The sequence below is a fragment of the Thalassovita sp. genome (assembly GCF_034670005.1).
Lineage (GTDB): Bacteria > Pseudomonadota > Alphaproteobacteria > Rhodobacterales > Rhodobacteraceae > Thalassobius.
Genome location: NZ_JAXMOH010000003.1, coordinates 373,171 through 392,460 on the forward strand (window position 1 = coordinate 373,171; position 19,290 = coordinate 392,460).

The 19,290-nt window shown below is 58.2% G+C and carries 15 protein-coding genes; 13 read left to right on the plus strand and 2 right to left on the minus strand.

Going from position 1 to position 19,290, the window contains the following annotated elements:
- Positions 1–25 precede the first annotated feature (25 nt).
- From VOI23_RS09290 to VOI23_RS09330, 9 genes are all read left to right on the plus strand, one after another.
- Positions 26–391 (plus strand): response regulator, encoded by a 366-nt coding sequence (locus tag VOI23_RS09290; protein ID WP_323784405.1) that lies wholly within the window; start codon positions 26–28, stop codon positions 389–391.
- The gene (locus tag VOI23_RS09295) at positions 391–2,379 is read left to right on the plus strand and encodes a chemotaxis protein CheA (RefSeq protein ID WP_323784407.1); all 1,989 of its coding nucleotides are present in this window, start codon (positions 391–393) and stop codon (positions 2,377–2,379) included. Before VOI23_RS09290 ends, VOI23_RS09295 begins: the two co-directional genes overlap by 1 nt.
- Entirely contained in the window at positions 2,376–2,876 is a 501-nt protein-coding gene (locus VOI23_RS09300) for a chemotaxis protein CheW (protein WP_323784409.1), read from the plus strand. Before VOI23_RS09295 ends, VOI23_RS09300 begins: the two co-directional genes overlap by 4 nt.
- Positions 2,877–2,983: 107 nt before the next feature.
- Positions 2,984–3,487, plus strand: a complete 504-nt coding sequence (locus VOI23_RS09305) for a chemotaxis protein CheW (protein ID WP_323784411.1) — start codon at positions 2,984–2,986, stop codon at positions 3,485–3,487.
- Positions 3,488–3,523: 36 nt separating this feature from the next.
- Complete coding sequence (locus VOI23_RS09310; protein WP_323784413.1) at positions 3,524–4,360, plus strand: CheR family methyltransferase; 837 nt, start codon at positions 3,524–3,526, stop codon at positions 4,358–4,360.
- Positions 4,360–5,499 (plus strand): chemotaxis response regulator protein-glutamate methylesterase, encoded by a 1,140-nt coding sequence (locus VOI23_RS09315; protein ID WP_323784415.1) that lies wholly within the window; start codon positions 4,360–4,362, stop codon positions 5,497–5,499. The genes VOI23_RS09310 and VOI23_RS09315 overlap by 1 nt, the downstream gene beginning before the upstream one ends.
- Positions 5,500–5,503: 4 nt before the next feature.
- Positions 5,504–7,207, plus strand: a complete 1,704-nt coding sequence (locus VOI23_RS09320) for a hypothetical protein (RefSeq protein ID WP_323784417.1) — start codon at positions 5,504–5,506, stop codon at positions 7,205–7,207.
- 399 nt (positions 7,208–7,606) lie between these two features.
- Positions 7,607–8,494 carry an ABC transporter permease gene (locus tag VOI23_RS09325; protein ID WP_323784419.1) on the plus strand — a complete coding sequence of 296 codons (888 nt, stop codon included), beginning with the start codon at positions 7,607–7,609 and terminating at the stop codon, positions 8,492–8,494.
- Between the two features lie 4 nt (positions 8,495–8,498).
- Positions 8,499–9,302, plus strand: coding sequence for an ATP-binding cassette domain-containing protein (locus tag VOI23_RS09330; RefSeq protein ID WP_323784421.1), 804 nt, complete (start codon positions 8,499–8,501; stop codon positions 9,300–9,302).
- On the opposite strand, the gene VOI23_RS09335 is transcribed toward VOI23_RS09330, so the two are convergent.
- Positions 9,290–12,259: an ATP-binding protein gene (locus VOI23_RS09335; protein WP_323784423.1), complete on the minus strand. Its 2,970-nt coding sequence runs from the start codon at positions 12,257–12,259 to the stop codon at positions 9,290–9,292. The two genes, VOI23_RS09330 and VOI23_RS09335, sit on opposite strands and share 13 nt — an antisense overlap.
- Positions 12,260–12,686: 427 nt before the next feature.
- Complete coding sequence (locus VOI23_RS09340) at positions 12,687–13,619, minus strand: LysR family transcriptional regulator (protein WP_323784425.1); 933 nt, start codon at positions 13,617–13,619, stop codon at positions 12,687–12,689.
- A 100-nt stretch (positions 13,620–13,719) separates the two neighbouring features.
- Between VOI23_RS09340 and VOI23_RS09345 the strand changes: the two genes are divergently transcribed.
- The 4 genes from VOI23_RS09345 to VOI23_RS09360 all read left to right on the plus strand — a co-directional run bounded on the left by VOI23_RS09345 (position 13,720) and on the right by VOI23_RS09360 (position 19,260).
- Entirely contained in the window at positions 13,720–14,943 is a 1,224-nt protein-coding gene (locus VOI23_RS09345) for a urate hydroxylase PuuD (RefSeq protein ID WP_323784427.1), read from the plus strand.
- Between the two features lie 115 nt (positions 14,944–15,058).
- Entirely contained in the window at positions 15,059–16,168 is a 1,110-nt protein-coding gene (locus VOI23_RS09350; RefSeq protein WP_323784429.1) for a class I SAM-dependent RNA methyltransferase, read from the plus strand.
- Between the two features lie 57 nt (positions 16,169–16,225).
- Positions 16,226–18,091: a DNA mismatch repair endonuclease MutL gene (mutL, locus tag VOI23_RS09355; RefSeq protein ID WP_323784431.1), complete on the plus strand. Its 1,866-nt coding sequence runs from the start codon at positions 16,226–16,228 to the stop codon at positions 18,089–18,091.
- Positions 18,088–19,260, plus strand: coding sequence for a DNA recombination protein RmuC (locus VOI23_RS09360; protein WP_323784433.1), 1,173 nt, complete (start codon positions 18,088–18,090; stop codon positions 19,258–19,260). Before mutL ends, VOI23_RS09360 begins: the two co-directional genes overlap by 4 nt.
- Positions 19,261–19,290 lie beyond the last annotated feature (30 nt).

Consider the following 19,290-nt stretch of genomic DNA (forward strand, 5'->3'; position numbering starts at 1 on the left):
AAACCATCGCAAAGGTTGAAGAGACATGAGCAAAGACATCCTGATTATCGACGATTCCCCTTCTGTCCGGCGCATGGTCGCAATGACTTTGCAGCAGGAAGGGTTTGAAGTGACGCAATGCGAAGACGGCGCGCAGGGGTTGGAAACAGCCAAGGCCAAACGCTTCGACATGGTTATTACAGACCAGAACATGCCCAACATGACCGGCATTGAATTCATCCAGGCCTATCGTAGCGATCCCAGCAGCAACGGCGTTCCTATCATTTTCCTGTCGACGGAAAGCGAAGGCAACCTGAAGGATCAGGCGCGGTCGGCGGGGGCGTTGGGCTGGATCATGAAACCGTTTGAACAGGCCAAGCTGCTGGCCGTTGTGAATAAGGTGGTCGGCTGATGATTGATGCAGAAACCCAAGAGATATTCCGTCAGGAAACCGAGGCGCTGATCGAAAGTCTTCAGGATGCGCTGCTGGAGTTGAACAAGACACCAGACAATGCCGAACTGGTGACTCAGGTTTTCCGCGATCTGCATACGCTGAAGGGCACCGGTGCGATGTTCGGTTACGCCCGTCTGGCCGCGTTCATTCACGATTTCGAAGCCGCCTTTGAGGCGGTGCGGTCCGGCAAATCGACCGTCACCCCCGAGTTGATAGCAGTGTCGTTGAAAGCCTATGATCTGATCGTGGAACTGCTGGAAGGCGAAGACCCGCCGGAAGACCGCGATGCCGAGCTGAAAGCGGCGCTGAGCGCTGTCACAAAGGGGGAAGCCCCGGCAGCCGCGCAGGCGGACGCCCCCGACGAAGTGGCGTCCTCCGAGGGGGAGGTAGAGGGCTGGACACTGGTTTTCAAACTGCCGCCGGATTTTATGGAAATCGGTGGCAACCCAATCGCGATGCTGGACGAGCTGATCGAGATCGGCGGCGAAGGTACCAAGGTCGAAGCCTTGACCGATGGGCTGCCCGCTCTGGCCGATCTGAAACCGTCGGAAATGCACACCGCATGGCGGGTGACGTTGCCTGCGGACGCTTCGGAAGCGGACATCCGTGACGTTTTCATGTTCCACGAGGACCAGATGGAACTATCGCTGGAACCGATCCGCGCGGCACCGTCGTCTGCGGTTGCAGCGCCAGAAGTGGCGGTGAAGGCAGAAGACAAGGCCGCGTCAGACCAGAAACAGGCGGCTCAGGGAGCCAAGAAACCAGGCACCGCCAAGGTGCAGATGCGGGTTTCGGCCGAACGTCTGGACGATATCATGGACCGCGTCGGTGAATTGGTGATCGCCGAGGCCCGGTTGTCGGATTTGGCGGCGAAGCTGGAAAACCCAGACCTGATGGAAGTGGTGGAAAATATTCAGCGCCTGGCGCTTGGCCTGCGCGACACCACGATGGCGATCCGGATGACACCGATGTCGAGCATCACTGGACGGTTCCAGCGTCTGGCGCATGACCTGGCGGGCAAGACAGGCAAGGATTTCGATTTCGTCATCGAAGGCGAAACCACCGAGCTGGACAAGACGGTGATCGAAAAACTGTCCGATCCACTGGTTCACATCCTGCGCAATGCGGTGGATCACGGTCTTGAAGATCGCGAAACGCGGATTGGAGCAGGAAAAGCCGAACGCGGCACCGTCACGCTGAGCGCGCGCTATTCCGGCGCGGACGTGCTGATCAGCGTGAAGGATGATGGCAAGGGGCTGGACCCCGATTTCATTCACCAGCGCGCCGTAGCGCGTGGCTTGATTGAAGAAAATGCCATTCTGACCCGGAGCGAAACCTTTGCGCTGCTGATGGAGCCGGGGTTCTCAACCGCCGAAAAGATCACCGACCTGTCCGGGCGTGGCGTTGGTACCGACGTGGTCAAATCGACGGTGGAGGCGCTGCGCGGATCGGTGGAAATCGAATCTGAACTGGGTGCCGGATCTACCTTTACGTTGCGGCTGCCGCTGACTCTGGCGATCATCGAAGGGCTGTTGATGCAGGTCGGTGATGAGCGTTTCACCATTCCGCTGGCCGCGGTGGGTGGTATCGTGGAACAGCCCGAAGATTTGCGCAAAGGGTCCGAGCCGACCACCGTAATCGAACTGCGCGAAAAGCTGGTTTCGATCATGCGACTGCGCGAAGTGTTCGGATGTTCGGGGCCGGTTAACGAGCATCCCAAGGTGGTTCTGGTGGAAACCGGCGACACCCAGATCGGTCTGGCGGTCGATCGGATCATCGGGTCCTACCAGACGGTCATCAAGCAATTGTCACCGATGCACAGCCGCCTGAACGTTTTCTCGGGTGCCACCATACTTGGTGATGGCGATGTCGCGCTGATCATCGATGTGGCGCAACTGGTCAAGTCTCAGGGACTGGACAATCTGGACAAGGAGCAAGCAGCATGAGCCTGTCACTGATATCCGCCACCGAAGATGAACTGAAGGATCTGGTGGCCTTCGAAATGGGCGGCGAATTGATGGCGGTGCCGACCCGCATCCTGCGCGAAGTGCTGGAGCCGCCCCGGATCACCCGGGTGCCGATGGCAGGGGTCTATTCTGCCGGTCTGATGAATGTGCGCGGCGTGGTCGTGCCGGTGACCGATCTGCGTCCGCTGTTTGAAATGCCGGATAAGCCGTTCGATATCGACACCCGGATTCTGGTTCTGGAACTGGCGCTGGGATCGGGAAATGTCACCATCGGGTTGATTGCCGAAAAGGTGCACGCCGTGATGTCTATGGATCCCGAAACCGTACAGCCAGTGCCATCGGTCGGAACCCGTTGGCCGGCGCAGACCATCAAGGGCATCGGCCGTTGGCAGGACCGTTTCGTCAACCTGATCGATCTGGAACGTGTCGCCCAAGAATATATTGGCGCGGCTCATGCCGACGATGAAGCAGCATGAGGATTTCGCCATGCGCGATCCGGCCTTTCGAACACTAACAACCGCACGGCCCATTGCAGCAGTAATGCGTGCCGCAGCCTTTCAAACCGTGAAACAGGACGCCGAACATGCTTGATCAGCAGCTCATGACCGATGAAATCCAAAAGACTTTTCTGACCTGTAGCCTGGGTGAGGAATACGTCGCCCTGCCGGTATCGCGGGTGGTGGAAATCCTCGACCCCAAGCCGGCCACCAGGCTGCCGCAAGCCCCTGAATTTTTGCTAGGGTATATCGATCTGCGCGGCGAGAGCATTCTGGTGGTCGATCTGCGCCTGTTGTTGGCGCGGCCATTCAAGGAAGACACCACCGAAACCCGGATCGTGGTTCTGTCGGTCCGAAACGGCGAATCTGAAATGTCCGTTGGCCTGCGTGCCGATCAGGTTTTCGAAGTGACCCGTCTGGACGACGACAAGCTACAGACTTTCGCTCAGGACGGATTGCTGAACTGGGATGCCCGCATGGTCGAAGGTGTCGGCCGTCGCAACGGCGATTTCGTTACGGTTCTCGATCTCGACCGGATGCTGAGTTCGAAGGTGATCGCGGAATTTCACCAAGCCCCCGAAGAGACTTAAGAGCAGCCATAATATTAAAAAAATAAAGGGATTGCCATGTCGTCACCCATCATTGCCGCCGACCGAGAGCTGCGCACAAAACTGTGCGCCATCGTGACCGAGAAAACGGGCATTCTGTTGCCCGAAAACAAATCGACCATGATCGAAGGCCGGCTGCGGAAACGCATTCGTGCGGTCGGCGTGCCGGATATCCGCACCTATCTGAGAATGGTGTTTGACGACGGCCAGCTGCAAAGCGAACTGCCGCATATCATTGATGTTCTGACCACGAACAAGACGGATTTTTTCCGCGAAAAAGCGCATTTCGGGTTCATGGAAAAGCACATCCTGCCCAAGCATTCTTCGACGCGCAGTTTCAAGTTCTGGAGCGCGGCAAGTTCGAGTGGCGAAGAAGCCTATACCGCGGCGATGATCTTTGCCGAGCATGCCAAGCGCAATCCGGGGTTCCAGTTTTCGATTCTGGGTACTGACATTTCCAGCATCGTGGTGACCAAGGCACGTCAGGCGATTTATACCCGTGAGGAACTGGTTGATATCCCGCAGTCGATGCAGGACGAATATATGGAAATGGGCCATTCCAGCGATGGCCGCGAACTGGCACGCATCGTGCAGAACCTGCGCGACAAGGTGGTGTTTGCCCAGATGAATCTGACCGATCCGAATTTTCCCGTCGACCGGAACATGGACGTGATCTTCTTGCGCAATGTTTTGATCTATTTCGACGAAGCGATGCAGAAAAAAGTCGTCTCAAAAATTGCCGACCATGTGCGTCCTGGTGGTTATCTGTTCGTTGGTCATTCTGAATCCGCGGCTGTGACAGACCCCCGGCTGGGCCAATGCGCTGCCGCTGCGTTCCGCAAGGAGATTGTGTGATGAATGCACATGTTACAACGCACGATCAGGTGCGGGTGATGATCGTCGAAGATTCGCTGACCGCACGCACGATGCTGAAGCAGATGGTCGAAACCGCGCCCGATCTGAAAGTGGTTGATATGGCGCGCGATCCGTTCGATGCCGCCGAAAAGATGCGCAAGGCATTGCCCGATGTGATCCTTTTGGACGTGGAAATGCCGCGTATGGACGGCCTGACTTTCCTGCGCCGGATCATGGCGCAGCATCCGATCCCGGTCGTGATCTGTTCCAATCACACGCAACAGGGATCGGCCGCGTCGATGAAGGCGCTGGAGATGGGGGCCGTTGAAGTCCTGTCGAAGGCGGATGTCGGGGCGTTGTCCAAGGATGACGAAGGTACTCAACGGGTATGTCACGCGGTTCGCGCAGCGTCGCAGGCGCGGATCAGCCCAAAATCCAAGGCGAAACCGAAACGCACGGTGCGCGATTTCAATCCGCAGAAGAAGCAATCCCCCGATGTGATCATGCCAAGGCGCAATCCGACTGCACCGGCAGTGGTGAAAACGCCGCCGATCATCGGCATCGGCGCCTCGACCGGCGGGACCGAAGCATTGGCCCGCGTGCTGAAAGAGTTGCCGGTCGATTGCCCGCCTATCGCGATTGTCCAGCATATGCCGGAAAAATTCACCGAAGCGTTCGCCAACCGGCTGAATAAACTGTGTGACATTACCGTGCGCGAAGCCCGCGACGGCGACAAAATGGAGCGCGGTCTGGCGCTGGTCGCGCCGGGCAGTCACCACATCACGATCGAACGCAACGGCCGGGCCTATATCTGCCGGGTCATTGATGGGCCGCCGGTGTCGCGGCACAAGCCGTCGGTCGATGTCTTGTTCCGGTCGCTGTCGATTTCTGCCGGTGCGAATGCGCAGGGCGTGATCATGACCGGGATGGGCGATGACGGTGCCCAATGTTTGTTGGAAATGCGCGAAGCCGGTGCATCGACCTTGGCGCAGAACGAAGAAAGCTGCGTCGTCTATGGGATGCCGCGCGAAGCGGTGGAGCGCGGTGCGGCGGAAAGTGCCGTGCATCTGTCCAAGATCGCGTCGCAGATCATGAGTTTTGATGCCGAGCACCGAGCCAGGGTTGCTCTGAAAGGGTAGTGTGATGAAAGAGTTTCGTATGGTGCCAGTGGATGCGCACGGTCTGAATGACGGCCCGTTTTTGCGCATGGAAAGCGTTCTCAGCGACATTCTCGACAAGCTGTTTTTCGCCTTTGACACCACCAAGAAGCTGCGCGAAGGCGTGGCCGATCTGGATCGGTTGCTGGAACCGGCTAACCTGACCCTGATCCACGACCGGATGCAGGCAGTGTCCGATCTGTTGGATGAAATCGACCGCAACAGCGGGGATGCGAAAGCGTTCGTAAAGGACCTGCGCGACAACAGCCACAAGATGTCGATGACGCTGAGAGAACTGTCCAAGATCATTCAGTCGTCGAACATTGTATCGCTGAATGCGCGGATCATTGCACAGGGCCACCGGCATCGACCGCTGGGCAGTCAGTTGGTGCGACTGGCCGAAAGCCTGTCGGATATTTCCAGCGACGCCTCGGGTCTGGTGAACGAAATGTTCGATGTGATCGACAGCATCGTCGCCGCGACCGAAGACATGGGTGGCAATGTCGAACAACGTGCGCAGGCTTTGTTTTCGACGCTGAAGCCACGTGCGCGGGCGCTGGAAACTGCGTTGACTGCGCTGGAACAGGGCATGACCGCAGCACGGTCCGCGTCTGCCTGGCTGTCTGAATTTGTGGCGGTTGCCGAACGCGACGTTTCCGAGGTCATTTCGGCGTTGCAGGTTGGCGACCGAAGCCGACAGCGCGCCGAACATGTTCGTTTTGTCACCAGCCGCGCGTCGCTTTATCCGCCGCAATCGGTCGAGGGGCACAGTCTGATCCTTCTGGCTAAGGCACAGATGCAACAGACCGTGACCGAGGCGGTCACCGATACCCGCAAGGCCAGCAGGCAGTTTTCCGATCTGGCCGGTCGGCAGAACGAATTCCTGGCACGCTGCCGGGAAATCGCGTCTTCTTTCGAAGACAGTGCCCGTATGCTCAATCTTAACGACCATGATAGCGGCAAGCGCAAGTTTGACTTTGCCGCCAGCGCCAGGGCGCAGGAAAAAGCCCAGCAACGACTGCAAGAGGCCGACGATTCACTGGTTGCGCGGTCCAAGACATTGTCGGATTGCGCGTTCCAGATGCAGTTGGCGGCACTTAACACGATCATCACCTGCGCCCGTGGCTTCAAGGAAGCGATGGACATGATCATGATTTCCCAACAGATCAACGAAGTCATTTCCGAAGCGCCGGTAACCTTCGATCTGTTTGCCGAGACAATGGATCTGACCAAGCAGCGGGTGACTGAATGGGCGTCGCGCGAGGTCGGTGCAGTGGATGCCGAAATTGATGGGATCGGCGAAAACGATCCGACTCTGGTCGAGGCGCAAAATGTTCTGGCGAAGCTTATGCCCAGCCTGACCAATGACGCGCCGCAGATCGCACAGGCGATATCGTCGAGCGCGGAAACCTTTTTGTCGTTCTTTCGAGAACTTGAACAGCTGGCGCAGCAAGATCTGGTCGAAGTGGCGCCACTGGCGCTGTCTGACGCGATCACATCGGAAACCTTTGCGCAGCATCTGAAAGAGATCCGCGCCAGCTACACGATGCAGGAAGAACGCGATATCCAGGATATCATGTTTGCCGAACTGAGCGGCAAAGACGGCAGCGAACAGGCGGCTGCGAAGCCCGAACCGCAACCCGCAGCGGTCGAGACCGAAGATGACGATTTGTCGGATATCTTTTTCTGATCAAGCCACCATTCTGTATTTGACCGCGCAAGCGCCTCATGGCCTTGGGCGGTCTTTGCATGCCACCACAAGATATTGTGTCTAAGATCGCGTTAAGATTGCAATTCCGGGCCACCTCGCCGCAAAAATTTTCTAAAAATTGTTTTCTTTAAGGGTGTGGAGATTTTTCCTATGCTTGAAGAGGTTTTGAAGATTCGCGGTTGGGTTGATTGACGGGCCGCAGGCGGGGAGGGGCACATGTCGGAGTTGGGCACCAAGGTGTCTGCGAAAACGGGACTGGAAGCTGCCGCTGCGGTTCCCAATTCAGCACCCGAACCGACAACGCCGGGAAGCCTAAGCTTTGCTTTTTTCAAATCCGGGCCGTCTTTAATGGAATGTCCCGCTTTTCGGGGCGCAGCAATGTGTTTTGTTGTGTTTTCGATCCTGATCGATGGGTTCTTTTCAATCGATACCCTTTCGGCGGTTCTGCTTGTTTCGGCGCAGCTTGGAATCGTTGCTACCGGTGTCGGGCTGCTGTTGACCGCGCGGGAATTCGATCTGTCCGTCGGGGCGGTGTTTGCCCTGGCCGGTGGCATGACGGTTGTTGGTATCAATATCGGTCTGGTCCCGACATTTACCGTCGCGGCGGTGTTGACGGGGGCCGGAATCATCGGCGCGTTGAATGGATACCTGGTCACCCGGCTGAAGGTGCATTCGCTGCTTGTGACGCTCGGTACGATGCTGATTTGTCATGCCGTTGTCGCGGCATTGATGCAGAGCCAGAAGATGCAACTGAACGGATATTACTGGTCATTCGGGCTATTCGATTTCAGGCTGTTCGGGGCCATTCCGATCAGTGTCGTCTGGATGGTTATGTTGGTTCTGCTGGCTGCTCTGGGTGTGGGCCGGACCCGGTTTGGGAATTGGATCTACGCCACCGGTGCCGATCCGCTAGCGGCGTATAATCTGGGTGTGCCGGTGACGGCGGTGCGGTTGCAGAGCTTTGCCATTGCATCGCTTATGGCGGCGCTGGCAGGGGTGATGAGCATCGTCCAAACTGGCAACATGGCCTTGGTGGCTGGCGATGCTCTGGCTTTGGAAGCCTTGTTGGCGGCGCTTGTCGGGGGTGTGCGGCTAAGCGATGGGCGCGGCACCGTTTCAGGTATAATATGCGCCGTTCTGGCCCTCAAAATGAGCCAGCAGGCGCTGGTTATGGTGGGCGGCGACCCGGTTTGGTACCGCACCGGGGTCATGGTAGCGCTGGCTTTGATCACGTTCCGGTTTCTGCAACAGCGGCAGGAGGTCTGAACGGATGTCGGATGGTTTCGCTGGTCCCCGTCTGTCGCTGCAGAACGTTTCTGTCGCGCCGGGGCGCCAGCCCGGATTGGAGAAAATCAGCTTCGATCTGTACCCGGGGGAAATTCTGGCGGTGCAGGGGGATGCCGGAGCGGGCAAGACATCCCTTGTGCGGCTGCTTGCCGGTTTGCAGCGCCCTGACAGTGGCAAGATCGTGTGGCACGGCAAACCGGTTTCGCTGGGGGCGCCGCAAGCTGCGATTTCATTCGGGATTTCCACTGTTTTCGAAACCCATGCCCTGATCCCCGGATTACCGATCTGGCGCAGCCTGTTTCTGCTTCACGAAAATCGGATCGGGCGCAGGATCGGTCCGGTTCTGATTCTGAACAAACGTCAGGCCCGTGAAAAGGCGCGGACCGTCCTTGCTGCGGCCGGTGTCGATACCTTGGATGTGGATCAACCCGTCACGCGGCTGTCCTTGGTGCAGCGTCGGGCGCTGGCCATTGCACGGGCGGTCTATTTCAAAACCGGGCTTCTGGTGTTGGACAATGTTACCTCTGCACTGTCGGCGGGCGAGTCGGACAACCTGCTTGAGCAAATCGACTCGGCCCGAAAAACTGGAATGAGCGTGATCTTTTGCACTGCTAATGCCGAACAGGCAGATAAAGTTTGTGATCGGGGCCTGATATTGCAGCAGGGTCGGATTCGGACTTTGGGTAAGAGGTTCGAAGCCGCCGAGGTCAAACAGCGGGAGAATGCGATGCGAACCAGCGCCGGCACCAAGTTCCGGGGCAGGAAGCTCGCGCCTCAGGCGTCGTGATGGGCTTTGCCGTTTGAGGCATAAGAGGCCATCAGGGCCTTCAGCTTGGCCGGGGTCAACGGTTTTGGGATGTATTCGTTGATTTCACAAGTTTGGCAGAGTTGTTCGATTTCCATCGTCAGGTCGGCAGAAACCGCGACAATGGGCGTCTGTGGCAGTCTGCGTTTCATTTCCTCATCGCGGATACAAGCAGCCATCTGGAACCCGTCCATGATCGGCATGTGGCAATCCGACAGCAACAGCGCATATTTCCCGCTGCGCCACAATTCCAGACCTTCCTTGCCATTGGCGACGGCATCGGCGGCGATCCCCAGTTCCTGCAACATGCGCATGGTGATGTCGCGGGTCATCTTGTCGTCTTCGATCAGCAAGACCTTGCTTTGAGGTATCACAATGGTCGCCAGTTTCTGGACTGGTTTGGATTTCAGGTCGATCAGTTTCCGGATCAGCATTGACGGCAGCAGAGCCGTCACCGCCATGCGGGTATCGCTGCTGATCTGGTCGTTGTCTTCGACCGTGTTGACGATTTCCAGCAGCGGCACAGCGTCGATATTCTGAGACAGGTTTTTCAGTTCAGCCACGGTTTCACCATAGATGATGACATAGTCGGGCTTTAGATCCGGATTGCTGTCCAGCGGCAGGTTGTTTTCCAATAAAACGGCACCGGCGTTTTCGACGTAGCTGCGCACGATATCGCATATTTCCGAATTTCTGCCTTTGAACAAAACCGTATTGCCAGCCAGCGGCTTGGCAGGCTCCGCAGGCAGGGCCGAAGGTTCGGACGGGGCAAACCGCAAAGGGATCTTAACCTCGAATGTTGACCCGAAGCCGGCATTGCTGCTGACACTGATGGTTCCGTCCATCAACCTGACCAGACGATCAGTCAGTGCCAGTCCCAGCCCGGTGCCGCCATAATGGCGGCGGATCGACCCATCCGCCTGAGTAAACGGCAGGAAGATCTGGTCCATGGTTTCCTGCGTCATGCCGATGCCGTTGTCGCGAACCCGCAAGATTACGTGCTGGGTGTCTCCGTGGCGGATGCCAGGCAGGATGGATACCTTAACTTCTCCATCACGTGGCATCTGAGCGCTGAACTTGATCGCGTTGCCGATCAGATTCGTCAGGACCTGGCGCAGCCGCAGCCCGTCGGCCTGCACGAGTGGTAAATCGGGAGCGCAAAAGGGGATCAGCCGGACATCGCTATTCCAGGCTTGCCAGCGCAGCGTGTCGGCGACATCGGCCAGCACGTTTTCCAGAACGACATCCTGCAGATTAAGATCGAGAGTGCCCGATTCCATCCGGGAGAAATCGAGTATGTCGTCGATCGTACCCAGAAGAAGCTGGGCCGAGCGTTGCGAAGCGTCGAGAAGATTGCGGTCTTCGGTATTTGCCGCGCGGCCGATGATCAGTTCGATGGCCGAGATCACACTGATCAGCGGCGAACGCAATTCATGGCTGATGGTCGATAGGAAGGATGCCTTGGTGCGATTGGCGGCTTCCGCCTTCTTCAGCGCTTCGCGCAGCTTGGATTCACGCCGGTCAATGTCGCGGTAATCGTGAACCACCACCAGATATTCGTCATGCGACCTGTCGCCAGCAAGCCGTTCAACCCGAAGCCCGATTGGAATATTGCCGTCGCCCCGTCCGATTCCACGTCCACGAACGATCATGTCGACATCGCCGCGACCTAGGGTTTTCAGCTCTTGCGGGGACAGTTCCCCATCATAGTCGGGACCAAGCGTGACAAAGGTGGTGATCGGTTCACCGATGGCCGCTTCATGGGCGAGGCCGAACACGTTCCGGAAGGCCGGGTTCACCTGGGTGATCACGCCTTGGGCATTGAGCAGGAAATTGACATCCTTGTTGGCTGACAGAACCGATTCCATCATGCGGCGTTGCTTGTCCGCGTGCCGAGTGGTGAACAGCATTGCCAGAAACACCAGCGTGGACACCAGCATGCCAAGGGCGAAGGCTATAAAAGTCAGATTTTTGAACAGGGCTGCCGTCTGGTAGGCGGTTGCCTTGTCGATTTCAGTGACCATGCCCAAGCCCAGAGCGTCGTTGAACGACCAGGCCCCAACGGCTTCAACGCCGGCATAGTTTTCATACCCTTCTGTCGAAACACCATCGACGCCGCGCAATGCTTCGCGGACAGGCATGATGAAATCGCTTGGATCTGTGGCGTCGGGGCTGGTCAGCGGGCGCGCCGTGCTTTGACTCCAAAAAGCGTGGTTTGCCATCTGCTCGTTTTCGCCAGGTGGGGTCAGAAGATTGCCGTCGGAATCGAAAGCATAAGAACGCAATTGTTCCCCTGACAGGCTGGCATTGACCAGTGGGAATAGTTTGGTTTTTGGCGGCAGACGCAGGGCAAAAAGAGCGATCACCTGACCGTTTTTCTGCCGGATCTGAGTCACAGCGAAAAGCGTGGTATTGCCACGGGAGAAGGCTCCATCCGACAGTGGTACATCCGATTTCTGCAACCGGGTCACGAGCGTCTTTCCGGCGAGAGCGGAAAAAAACATTTCCGGTTGCTTCAGCAGCAGGTTGGGTGTGCCCGTATTGGCGGCCCTGGACGACGCCAGACTGGTCCCGTCCGGTGCGATCAGGAAATAGCCTTCGATATGGTCGCTTGCCAGGTAGGGTTCAAAGAATTTACGCAATTGTATCTGGTCAGGGTGAACCAGCAGCGCGTCGCGGTCATCGCGGATTTCCAGCAGGTTTTGCGTTGCGGACTGGATCAAAGCCAGTTCCGAAATTGCGATCGCTTCGCGTTTGTTCGCATCGGCCCAGATATCCAGCAAGGATTGTGTAGTGTGCACCCCATCCTGCAATTGCACCGCAAGCGCATCGCGGTAGTTCTTGTCGAGAATTTCACGCGTGATCAGGTAACCCGAGCTCAAAATACTGACTGCGAGCAGGTAGACCATCACAACTATGGATTTGATGTTACGTTCCACCACTCACCCATTGGTCGGGAATTGGGGCGTCATCGCGCATCCAAACAGCGCTAGGCGTCCCGTCTGCGACGGGTGGGGCCGTACAGTGCCTGCAATAGATTTGCGCGTTTTCAATTCGCGGCCCTCTGGAACCGCCCGGCCGCAGAAACTGCCCTTTCCGACCGAAGTTTGTACTTTGCACATGTGGCGCGAAATTCCATTCTATCCGAGGTGGATGCGGAGCCAATTTCTGTAGAAAAGGAGTAAAGTCTTCAAAAGAACCTACTGCATGACGGAGCTATTTCCATAGCCTTACATACTAAAGAGACATATTTTGGCAGCGTCTTGCCTACTATTGTATGTATAGCTGCCGAATATGTTCGTCTGTGGCGATTTTTTCAGGGTTGAATTATACCGTTGGTTGTGGTTCGCGCGGGGATATGAAGGTTCAGGCTGGCAAAACATAGCTCTCATGCAGTTTGGCCAATTTTTCCCGACAATTGCGGACCATGAATTCAGCAAAGAGCTGCACCTTCGGGTCGCGTAAGCGGCGACTGGGCGACAGGCACACAAGCTGTGTCGGCAGCGGCGGCGTACGCTGAGCCACCGGCACCAGAGTACCGGATGCGAGGTGCTCGGCGATTTCGAAAATCGGTTTCAGAATAATACCCGATCCGTTCAACGCCCAGCCGGTCAGCACATCGCCGTCATCGGATTCGAACGGGCCACTGATTTCGAATTTGCGCGGCCCTTTTTCGGTTTCCAGAGTCCATTGAAATTCCTGTGCGCCGGGAAAACGCAGGTTCAGGCAATCGTGGGTTTGGGTCAGCAGATCGTCGCCGGTTTCCGGCATTCCGCGCCGGGCGATGTAGTCGGGAGAGGCGCAGAGAATGCGCGGGCAATCGGCGACAACGCGTACCTTCAATTCGCTGTCCTGCAACGGCCCGAGATGAAAACACAGATCAAGCCCTTCCCCGGTCACGTCAATGATCCGGTCTGACAGTCGTAACCGGACGTCAATTTCGGGATAGAGCGCTTTGAATTCCGGAACCAATGGAGCGATGAAGCGTCGCCCGACGCCCAGCGGCGCCGCGACGAACAGCGTACCGCGCGGCGATTGGGTTGCGACCATCACCTTGGCCTCGGCCTCTTCGATCGCATCGAGTATCTTGCTGGCTCCGTCATAGAACAGTTTGCCATGTTCGGTTGCGTGCAGCGCACGAGTAGTGCGGTTGAACAGCCGCACACCCAGATGCCGTTCCAGATCGGCAATCCGCGACGATGCCACCGCAGGTGATGTGCGTTGATCGCGCGCGGCGGCGCTCATGCTGCCCAATTCATAGACGCGCAGGAACATGCGGATGTTATTTACATAGGCCATTTTCAGCTAGTTCTTGAAACTGTTCTTCCGATTTGAAGAATTAACAAACAAGTGCGGCGGGGGATACCCTGCTTTCAAATCCGATCAGCAGGAGGTTTCGATGTATGATTTTGCCGCCATGGGCGAATGGCTGGAATTCGCGGTCCGTTGGCTGCATGTGATCACCGCAATCGCCTGGATCGGATCGTCGTTCTATTTCATCGCTTTGGACCTTGGGTTGCACCGCGACCGCAAGCTTGCCACCGGCGCCGATGGCGAGGAATGGCAGGTGCATGGCGGCGGTTTCTACCACATTCAGAAATATCTGGTGGCACCGGACAACATGCCCGACGGGCTGGTCTGGTTCAAATGGGAAAGCTATTCGACTTGGCTGTCGGGCTTCGCTTTGCTGGCGGTGGTTTACTATCTGGGAGCCGAATTTTACCTCGTCGATCCGGCGGTGATGGATCTGGCCAGTTGGCAGGCGGTGTTGATTTCCATGGCCTCGCTGGCGTTCGGCTGGGTGGTCTACAACACGCTGTGCAAGCAGTTCGTGAACGCCAATCAGACCGCGCTGATGGTGGCGCTGTTCGTGGTGTTGGTGGGCATGGCCTATTTCTATACCTCGGTGTTTTCGGGGCGCGCCGCGATGCTGCATCTGGGGGCGTTCACCGCCACGATCATGAGCGCGAACGTATTTTTCATCATCATTCCCAATCAGAAAATCGTGGTGGCTGACCTGATCGCCGGGCGCAAGCCGGATGCGCAATACGGCAAGATTGCCAAGCAAAGGTCGACTCATAACAATTACCTGACCCTGCCGGTTATTTTCCTGATGCTGTCGAACCATTACCCGCTGGCCTTTGCCACCGACTATAACTGGATCATCGCCAGCCTTGTGTTCCTGATGGGGGTGACGATCCGGCACTATTTCAATTCGCTGCACGCGCGGAAGGGTAATCCGACCTGGACCTGGCTGGCCACCGCGTTGCTGTTCGTTCTGATCATGTGGTTGTCCACCGCGCCGATGTTCCGCACCGAAGAGCAGGAAGAGGCGCATGGCGCGGCCCTGCGGTTTGCCCAAACCGAAGGATTTGACGAGGTCGCCGACATCGTCATGGGCCGGTGTTCCATGTGCCATGCGGCTGAACCCGGTTGGGACGGGCTGCATTGGGCCCCGAGAGGCGTGCGGCTGGAAACCCCGCACCAGATCGCGATGCAGGCGCGCAACATCTATATGCAGGCCGGATTGAGCCATGCGATGCCGCTGGCGAACCTGTCTTTTATCGAACCCGCGGAACGGGCCAAGATCGTGGCCTGGTATCAGGCGGCGATAAAAGGCTAACAGCGGATCAGATCGTTCCAAGGACCGCTAACGCTGGGTATCTGTAAGCCTGTGTTTCTTCGTGCCGTGGTAAATTCCTGTCGCGCCCCGACGCAAACCCCGCTAATCAGGCGCAATGGATTCAGAATTTGAAATTTTCCTCGCCACCCCGCCGGGGTTGGAGCCTTACCTCGCCGACGAAGCCCGAGAAAAGGGCTTTGCCGAGGTTAGTGCCGTGCCCGGTGGCGTCACCCTGACCGGGGGCTGGCCCGAGGTTTGGCGCGCGAATCTGGAATTGCGCGGGGCGTCGCGGGTGTTGGCGCGGATCGGATCGTTTCGCGCTTTTCATCTGGCGCAACTGGATAAACGGGCGCGGAAATTCCCTTGGGGCGATATCTTGCATCCGGGTCAGTCGGTTAGGGTCGAGGTGTCGACCAACAAGAAATCAAAAATCTATCATGCCGGGGCCGCCAAGCAGCGGTTGGAAACGGCCCTTGCAGAAGAATTGGGTGCGGTCATTTCTGACCAAGCCGAGGTGCAGATCAAAGCCCGGATCGACGATAATCTGGTTCTTCTCAGCATCGATACGTCGGGCGAAAGCCTGCATAAACGTGGGCTGAAGGCTGCTGTTGGCAAGGCGCCGATGCGTGAAAACATGGCGGCCCTGCTGCTGCGGGCCTGTGGCTATGACGGGTCTGAGCCGGTGCTTGACCCGATGTGTGGATCGGGAACCTTTCCGATCGAGGCGGCCGAGATCGCACTGGGAATGCTCCCGGGGCGGGCCCGGTCGTTTGCGTTTGAAAAATTGGTCGGATTCGATGCAGATCAATGGCAACAGATGCGGGCGTCGGCGAAGGTGCAATCTACCGATTTGCGGTTCTACGGATCAGACCGCAATGCCGGGGTTATCGAGATGGCGCGCAGCAATGCAGACCGCGCCGGGGTTGCCGAGTGCACCACCTTCACACATGCCGCGATCAGCGATCTGGAACGTCCCGAAGGGCCGCCGGGGCTGGTCATGGTGAACCCACCCTATGGTGCGCGGATTGGCAATAAAAGGGACCTCTTCGCGCTGTATGGATCGCTGGGGCTGGTGTTAAAACAGCGGTTTTCCGGCTGGCGTGTCGGGATCGTGACCAGCGAACCGGGCCTGGCCAAGGCCACCACTCTACCGTTCGAACCGCCGGGACCGCCGATTGCCCATGGCGGGCTGAAGGTGACGTTGTACAAGACCGCTGCGCTGTAATCCTGCTGAGAATTCGGCAATGGTCGAATCGCGGCGGCTTATGCTAGGTCTTGTTGTATGGTTCAGGCATCCCCCAATATAAGCGAAAATCAGCCCGTTATCCGACAGCTGGACGAAGGCACGATTAACCGTATCGCCGCCGGTGAGGTGGTCGAACGACCGGCTTCGGCGGTGAAGGAACTGATGGAAAACGCCATCGACGCGGGTGCGAAGCGGATCGAGGTGGCCATTGCCGATGGCGGCAAGACGCTGATCCGGGTGTCTGATGACGGCTGTGGCATTGCCGCAGATCAGTTGCCGCTGGCCTTGTCGCGCCATGCGACGTCGAAAATCGATGGGTCGGACCTGCTGGACATCCACAGTTTCGGGTTTCGCGGCGAAGCACTGCCCTCTTTGGGTGCGGTGGGACGGTTGAGCATCACCAGCCGGGTGGACGGTGCCGAAGCTGCACAGATTGCAGTGACCGGTGGGCAGATGTCGACGGTCAAACCCGCGGCGTTGAACCGGGGCACGGTGGTTGAATTGCGCGACCTGTTTTATGCCACCCCCGCGCGGTTGAAATTCCTGCGCACCGACCGGGCCGAAACTCAGGCGATCAACGACGTGGTCAAACGGCTGGCGATGGCCGAACCGTTCATCGGCTTTACCTTGCGCGATGTGTCGGGTGGCGGCGAAGGCCGGGTCACGTTTCGCGCCGATGCCGAAAGCGGCGATCTGTTTGACGCGTTGCATGGCCGTTTGGCCCGGGTCTTGGGGGCGGAATTTGCCGAAAATGCGCTGAAGATCGACGCCGAACGCGACGAATTCATGCTGACCGGCTATGCCGCTTTGCCGACCTATTCGCGCGGATCGGCGGTGGCACAGTTCCTGTTCGTCAATGGTCGCCCGGTGAAGGACAAGCTGCTGATCGGGGCCCTGCGCGGGGCCTATTTCGATTTTCTCAGCCGGGACCGGCACCCGGCAGCGGCCTTGTTCGTCGAATGCGATCCACACCGGGTCGACGTTAACGTGCACCCGGCGAAATCCGAGGTGCGGTTCCGCGACCCCGGCATGGTGCGCGGGCTGATCGTTTCGGCGCTGCGTCATGCCTTGGCCGAGGCGGGGCATCGGGCATCGACCACGGTGGCCGGGGCCACTTTGGGTGCGTTCCGCCCCGAACCGGTGCAGCCGGGCCCGGCGCGGGTCTACCAGATGGACCGCCCGTCGCAGCAGGCGATTGCGCAAAGTTACCGGGCGCAGGCCCCCGAGCCGGGATTTGCCGAGTTTGGCCAAAGTTACAGTGCGCGGGTGGAAGAGGTGGTCGAAGCTGGTCCGGTCGGGCCGGATGAGACTAGGGTCGAGGCGCTGCCTCTGGGGGCTGCGCGGGCACAGGTGCATGAAAATTACATCATCGCCCAGACCGAAACGGGCATGGTGATCGTTGATCAGCATGCGGCGCATGAACGGTTGGTCTATGAAAAACTGAAACACCAGATGGCCGAAAACGGGGTCGCGGCGCAGGCTCTGCTGATCCCCGAAATCGTTGAACTGTCCGAAGGCGACTGCGCCCGGATCATCGACATCGCGGCGGATCTGCAAAAGCTGGGACTGGGGATTGAACCCTTTGGCGGCGGGGCTATCGCGGTGCGTGAAACCCCTGCCATTCTGGGCGAAGTCAACGCGCGGGCGATGGTATTGGACATCCTGGACGAACTGGCCGATCTGGGCGACAGCCAGACGGTACAGGCGAGGATCGAAGCGATCCTGAGCCGGGTGGCCTGTCATGGGTCGATCCGGTCGGGCCGCCGGATGCGGGCAGAGGAAATGAACGCGCTGTTGCGCGAAATGGAGGCGACGCCGCATTCGGGCCAGTGCAATCACGGCCGGCCCACCTATGTGGAGTTGAAGCTGAGCGATATAGAACGGTTGTTTGGGCGGACATGATCGAAATCGGCGGCCAGCAATACCATTTGGGCGACCCTCAGGTGATCGTGGCATTGGCGGTCGCGGGCATTGTTTTTCTGGTGATGATCCTGCTGATCATGTCGGTCCGGGCTTCGGGGCGGTCGGCGCGTCTGACCGAACCTTTGGCGCGCCAGATCGGGCAGATGGGACAGCGGGTGCAGGCGCTGTCGGATGGGCAGCAACAGTTGGCCGGAGGGCTGACCCATGTGGCCGAGGCGCAATCGGCGGCGCAGACCAATATGTTGCGATTGATGGAACAGCGGCTGGCGCAGGTGCAGAACCAGATGACCGAGAACCTGCAAGGAACGTCCCGGCGCACGGCGCATAGTCTGGGCGAATTGCAGCAGCGGTTGCAGGTGATCGACAAGGCACAGGAAAACATCACCAAACTGTCGGGTGACGTGCTGAGCCTGCAGGACATCCTGTCGAACAAGCAGACCCGGGGCGCCTTTGGTGAAATCCAGTTGCGCGATATCGTTGGCAAGGCGCTGCCCAGTGACAGTTTCACCTGGCAGGCGACGCTGTCGAACGGCAAGCGGGCCGATTGCCTGATCCACCTGCCCAACCCGCCCGGCCCGATCGTGATCGACAGCAAGTTCCCGCTGGAAGCCTATGAGGCGCTGCGCCGGGCCGAAACGCAGGATCAACTGAACCGCGCGGCGCAATTTCTACGCCAGACCGTGCGGACCCATATCCGGGCGATTTCCGAAAAATATCAGATCGAGGGCGAAACCGCCGACGGGGCATTGATGTTCCTGCCATCCGAAGCGGTCTATGCCGAGCTGCACGCGAATTTCCCCGAACTGGTACGCGAAGGGTTCGACAAACGTGTGTGGATCGTTTCTCCAACCACCTGCATGGCGACGCTGAACACGATGCGGGCGATTCTGAAAGATGCCCGCATGCGCGAACAGGCCGGTGCCATCCGGCGCGAATTGGCGTTGTTGTTTGCCGATGTGGAACGGTTGGGGACGCGGGTGGAAAACCTTGACCGGCATTTCGGGCAGGCGGCCAAGGACATTGCCGACATCAAGATCAGTTCAGACAAGGCGGGCCGTCGGGCGCGGCGGCTGGACAATTTCGATTTCGAGGAACTGGCCCCGGACCCCGATGCCCACGCGGTTCCGTTGGAAACGCCGAAAACCTAACTTAATCCAGATCAAGGACGCGGCATGGTG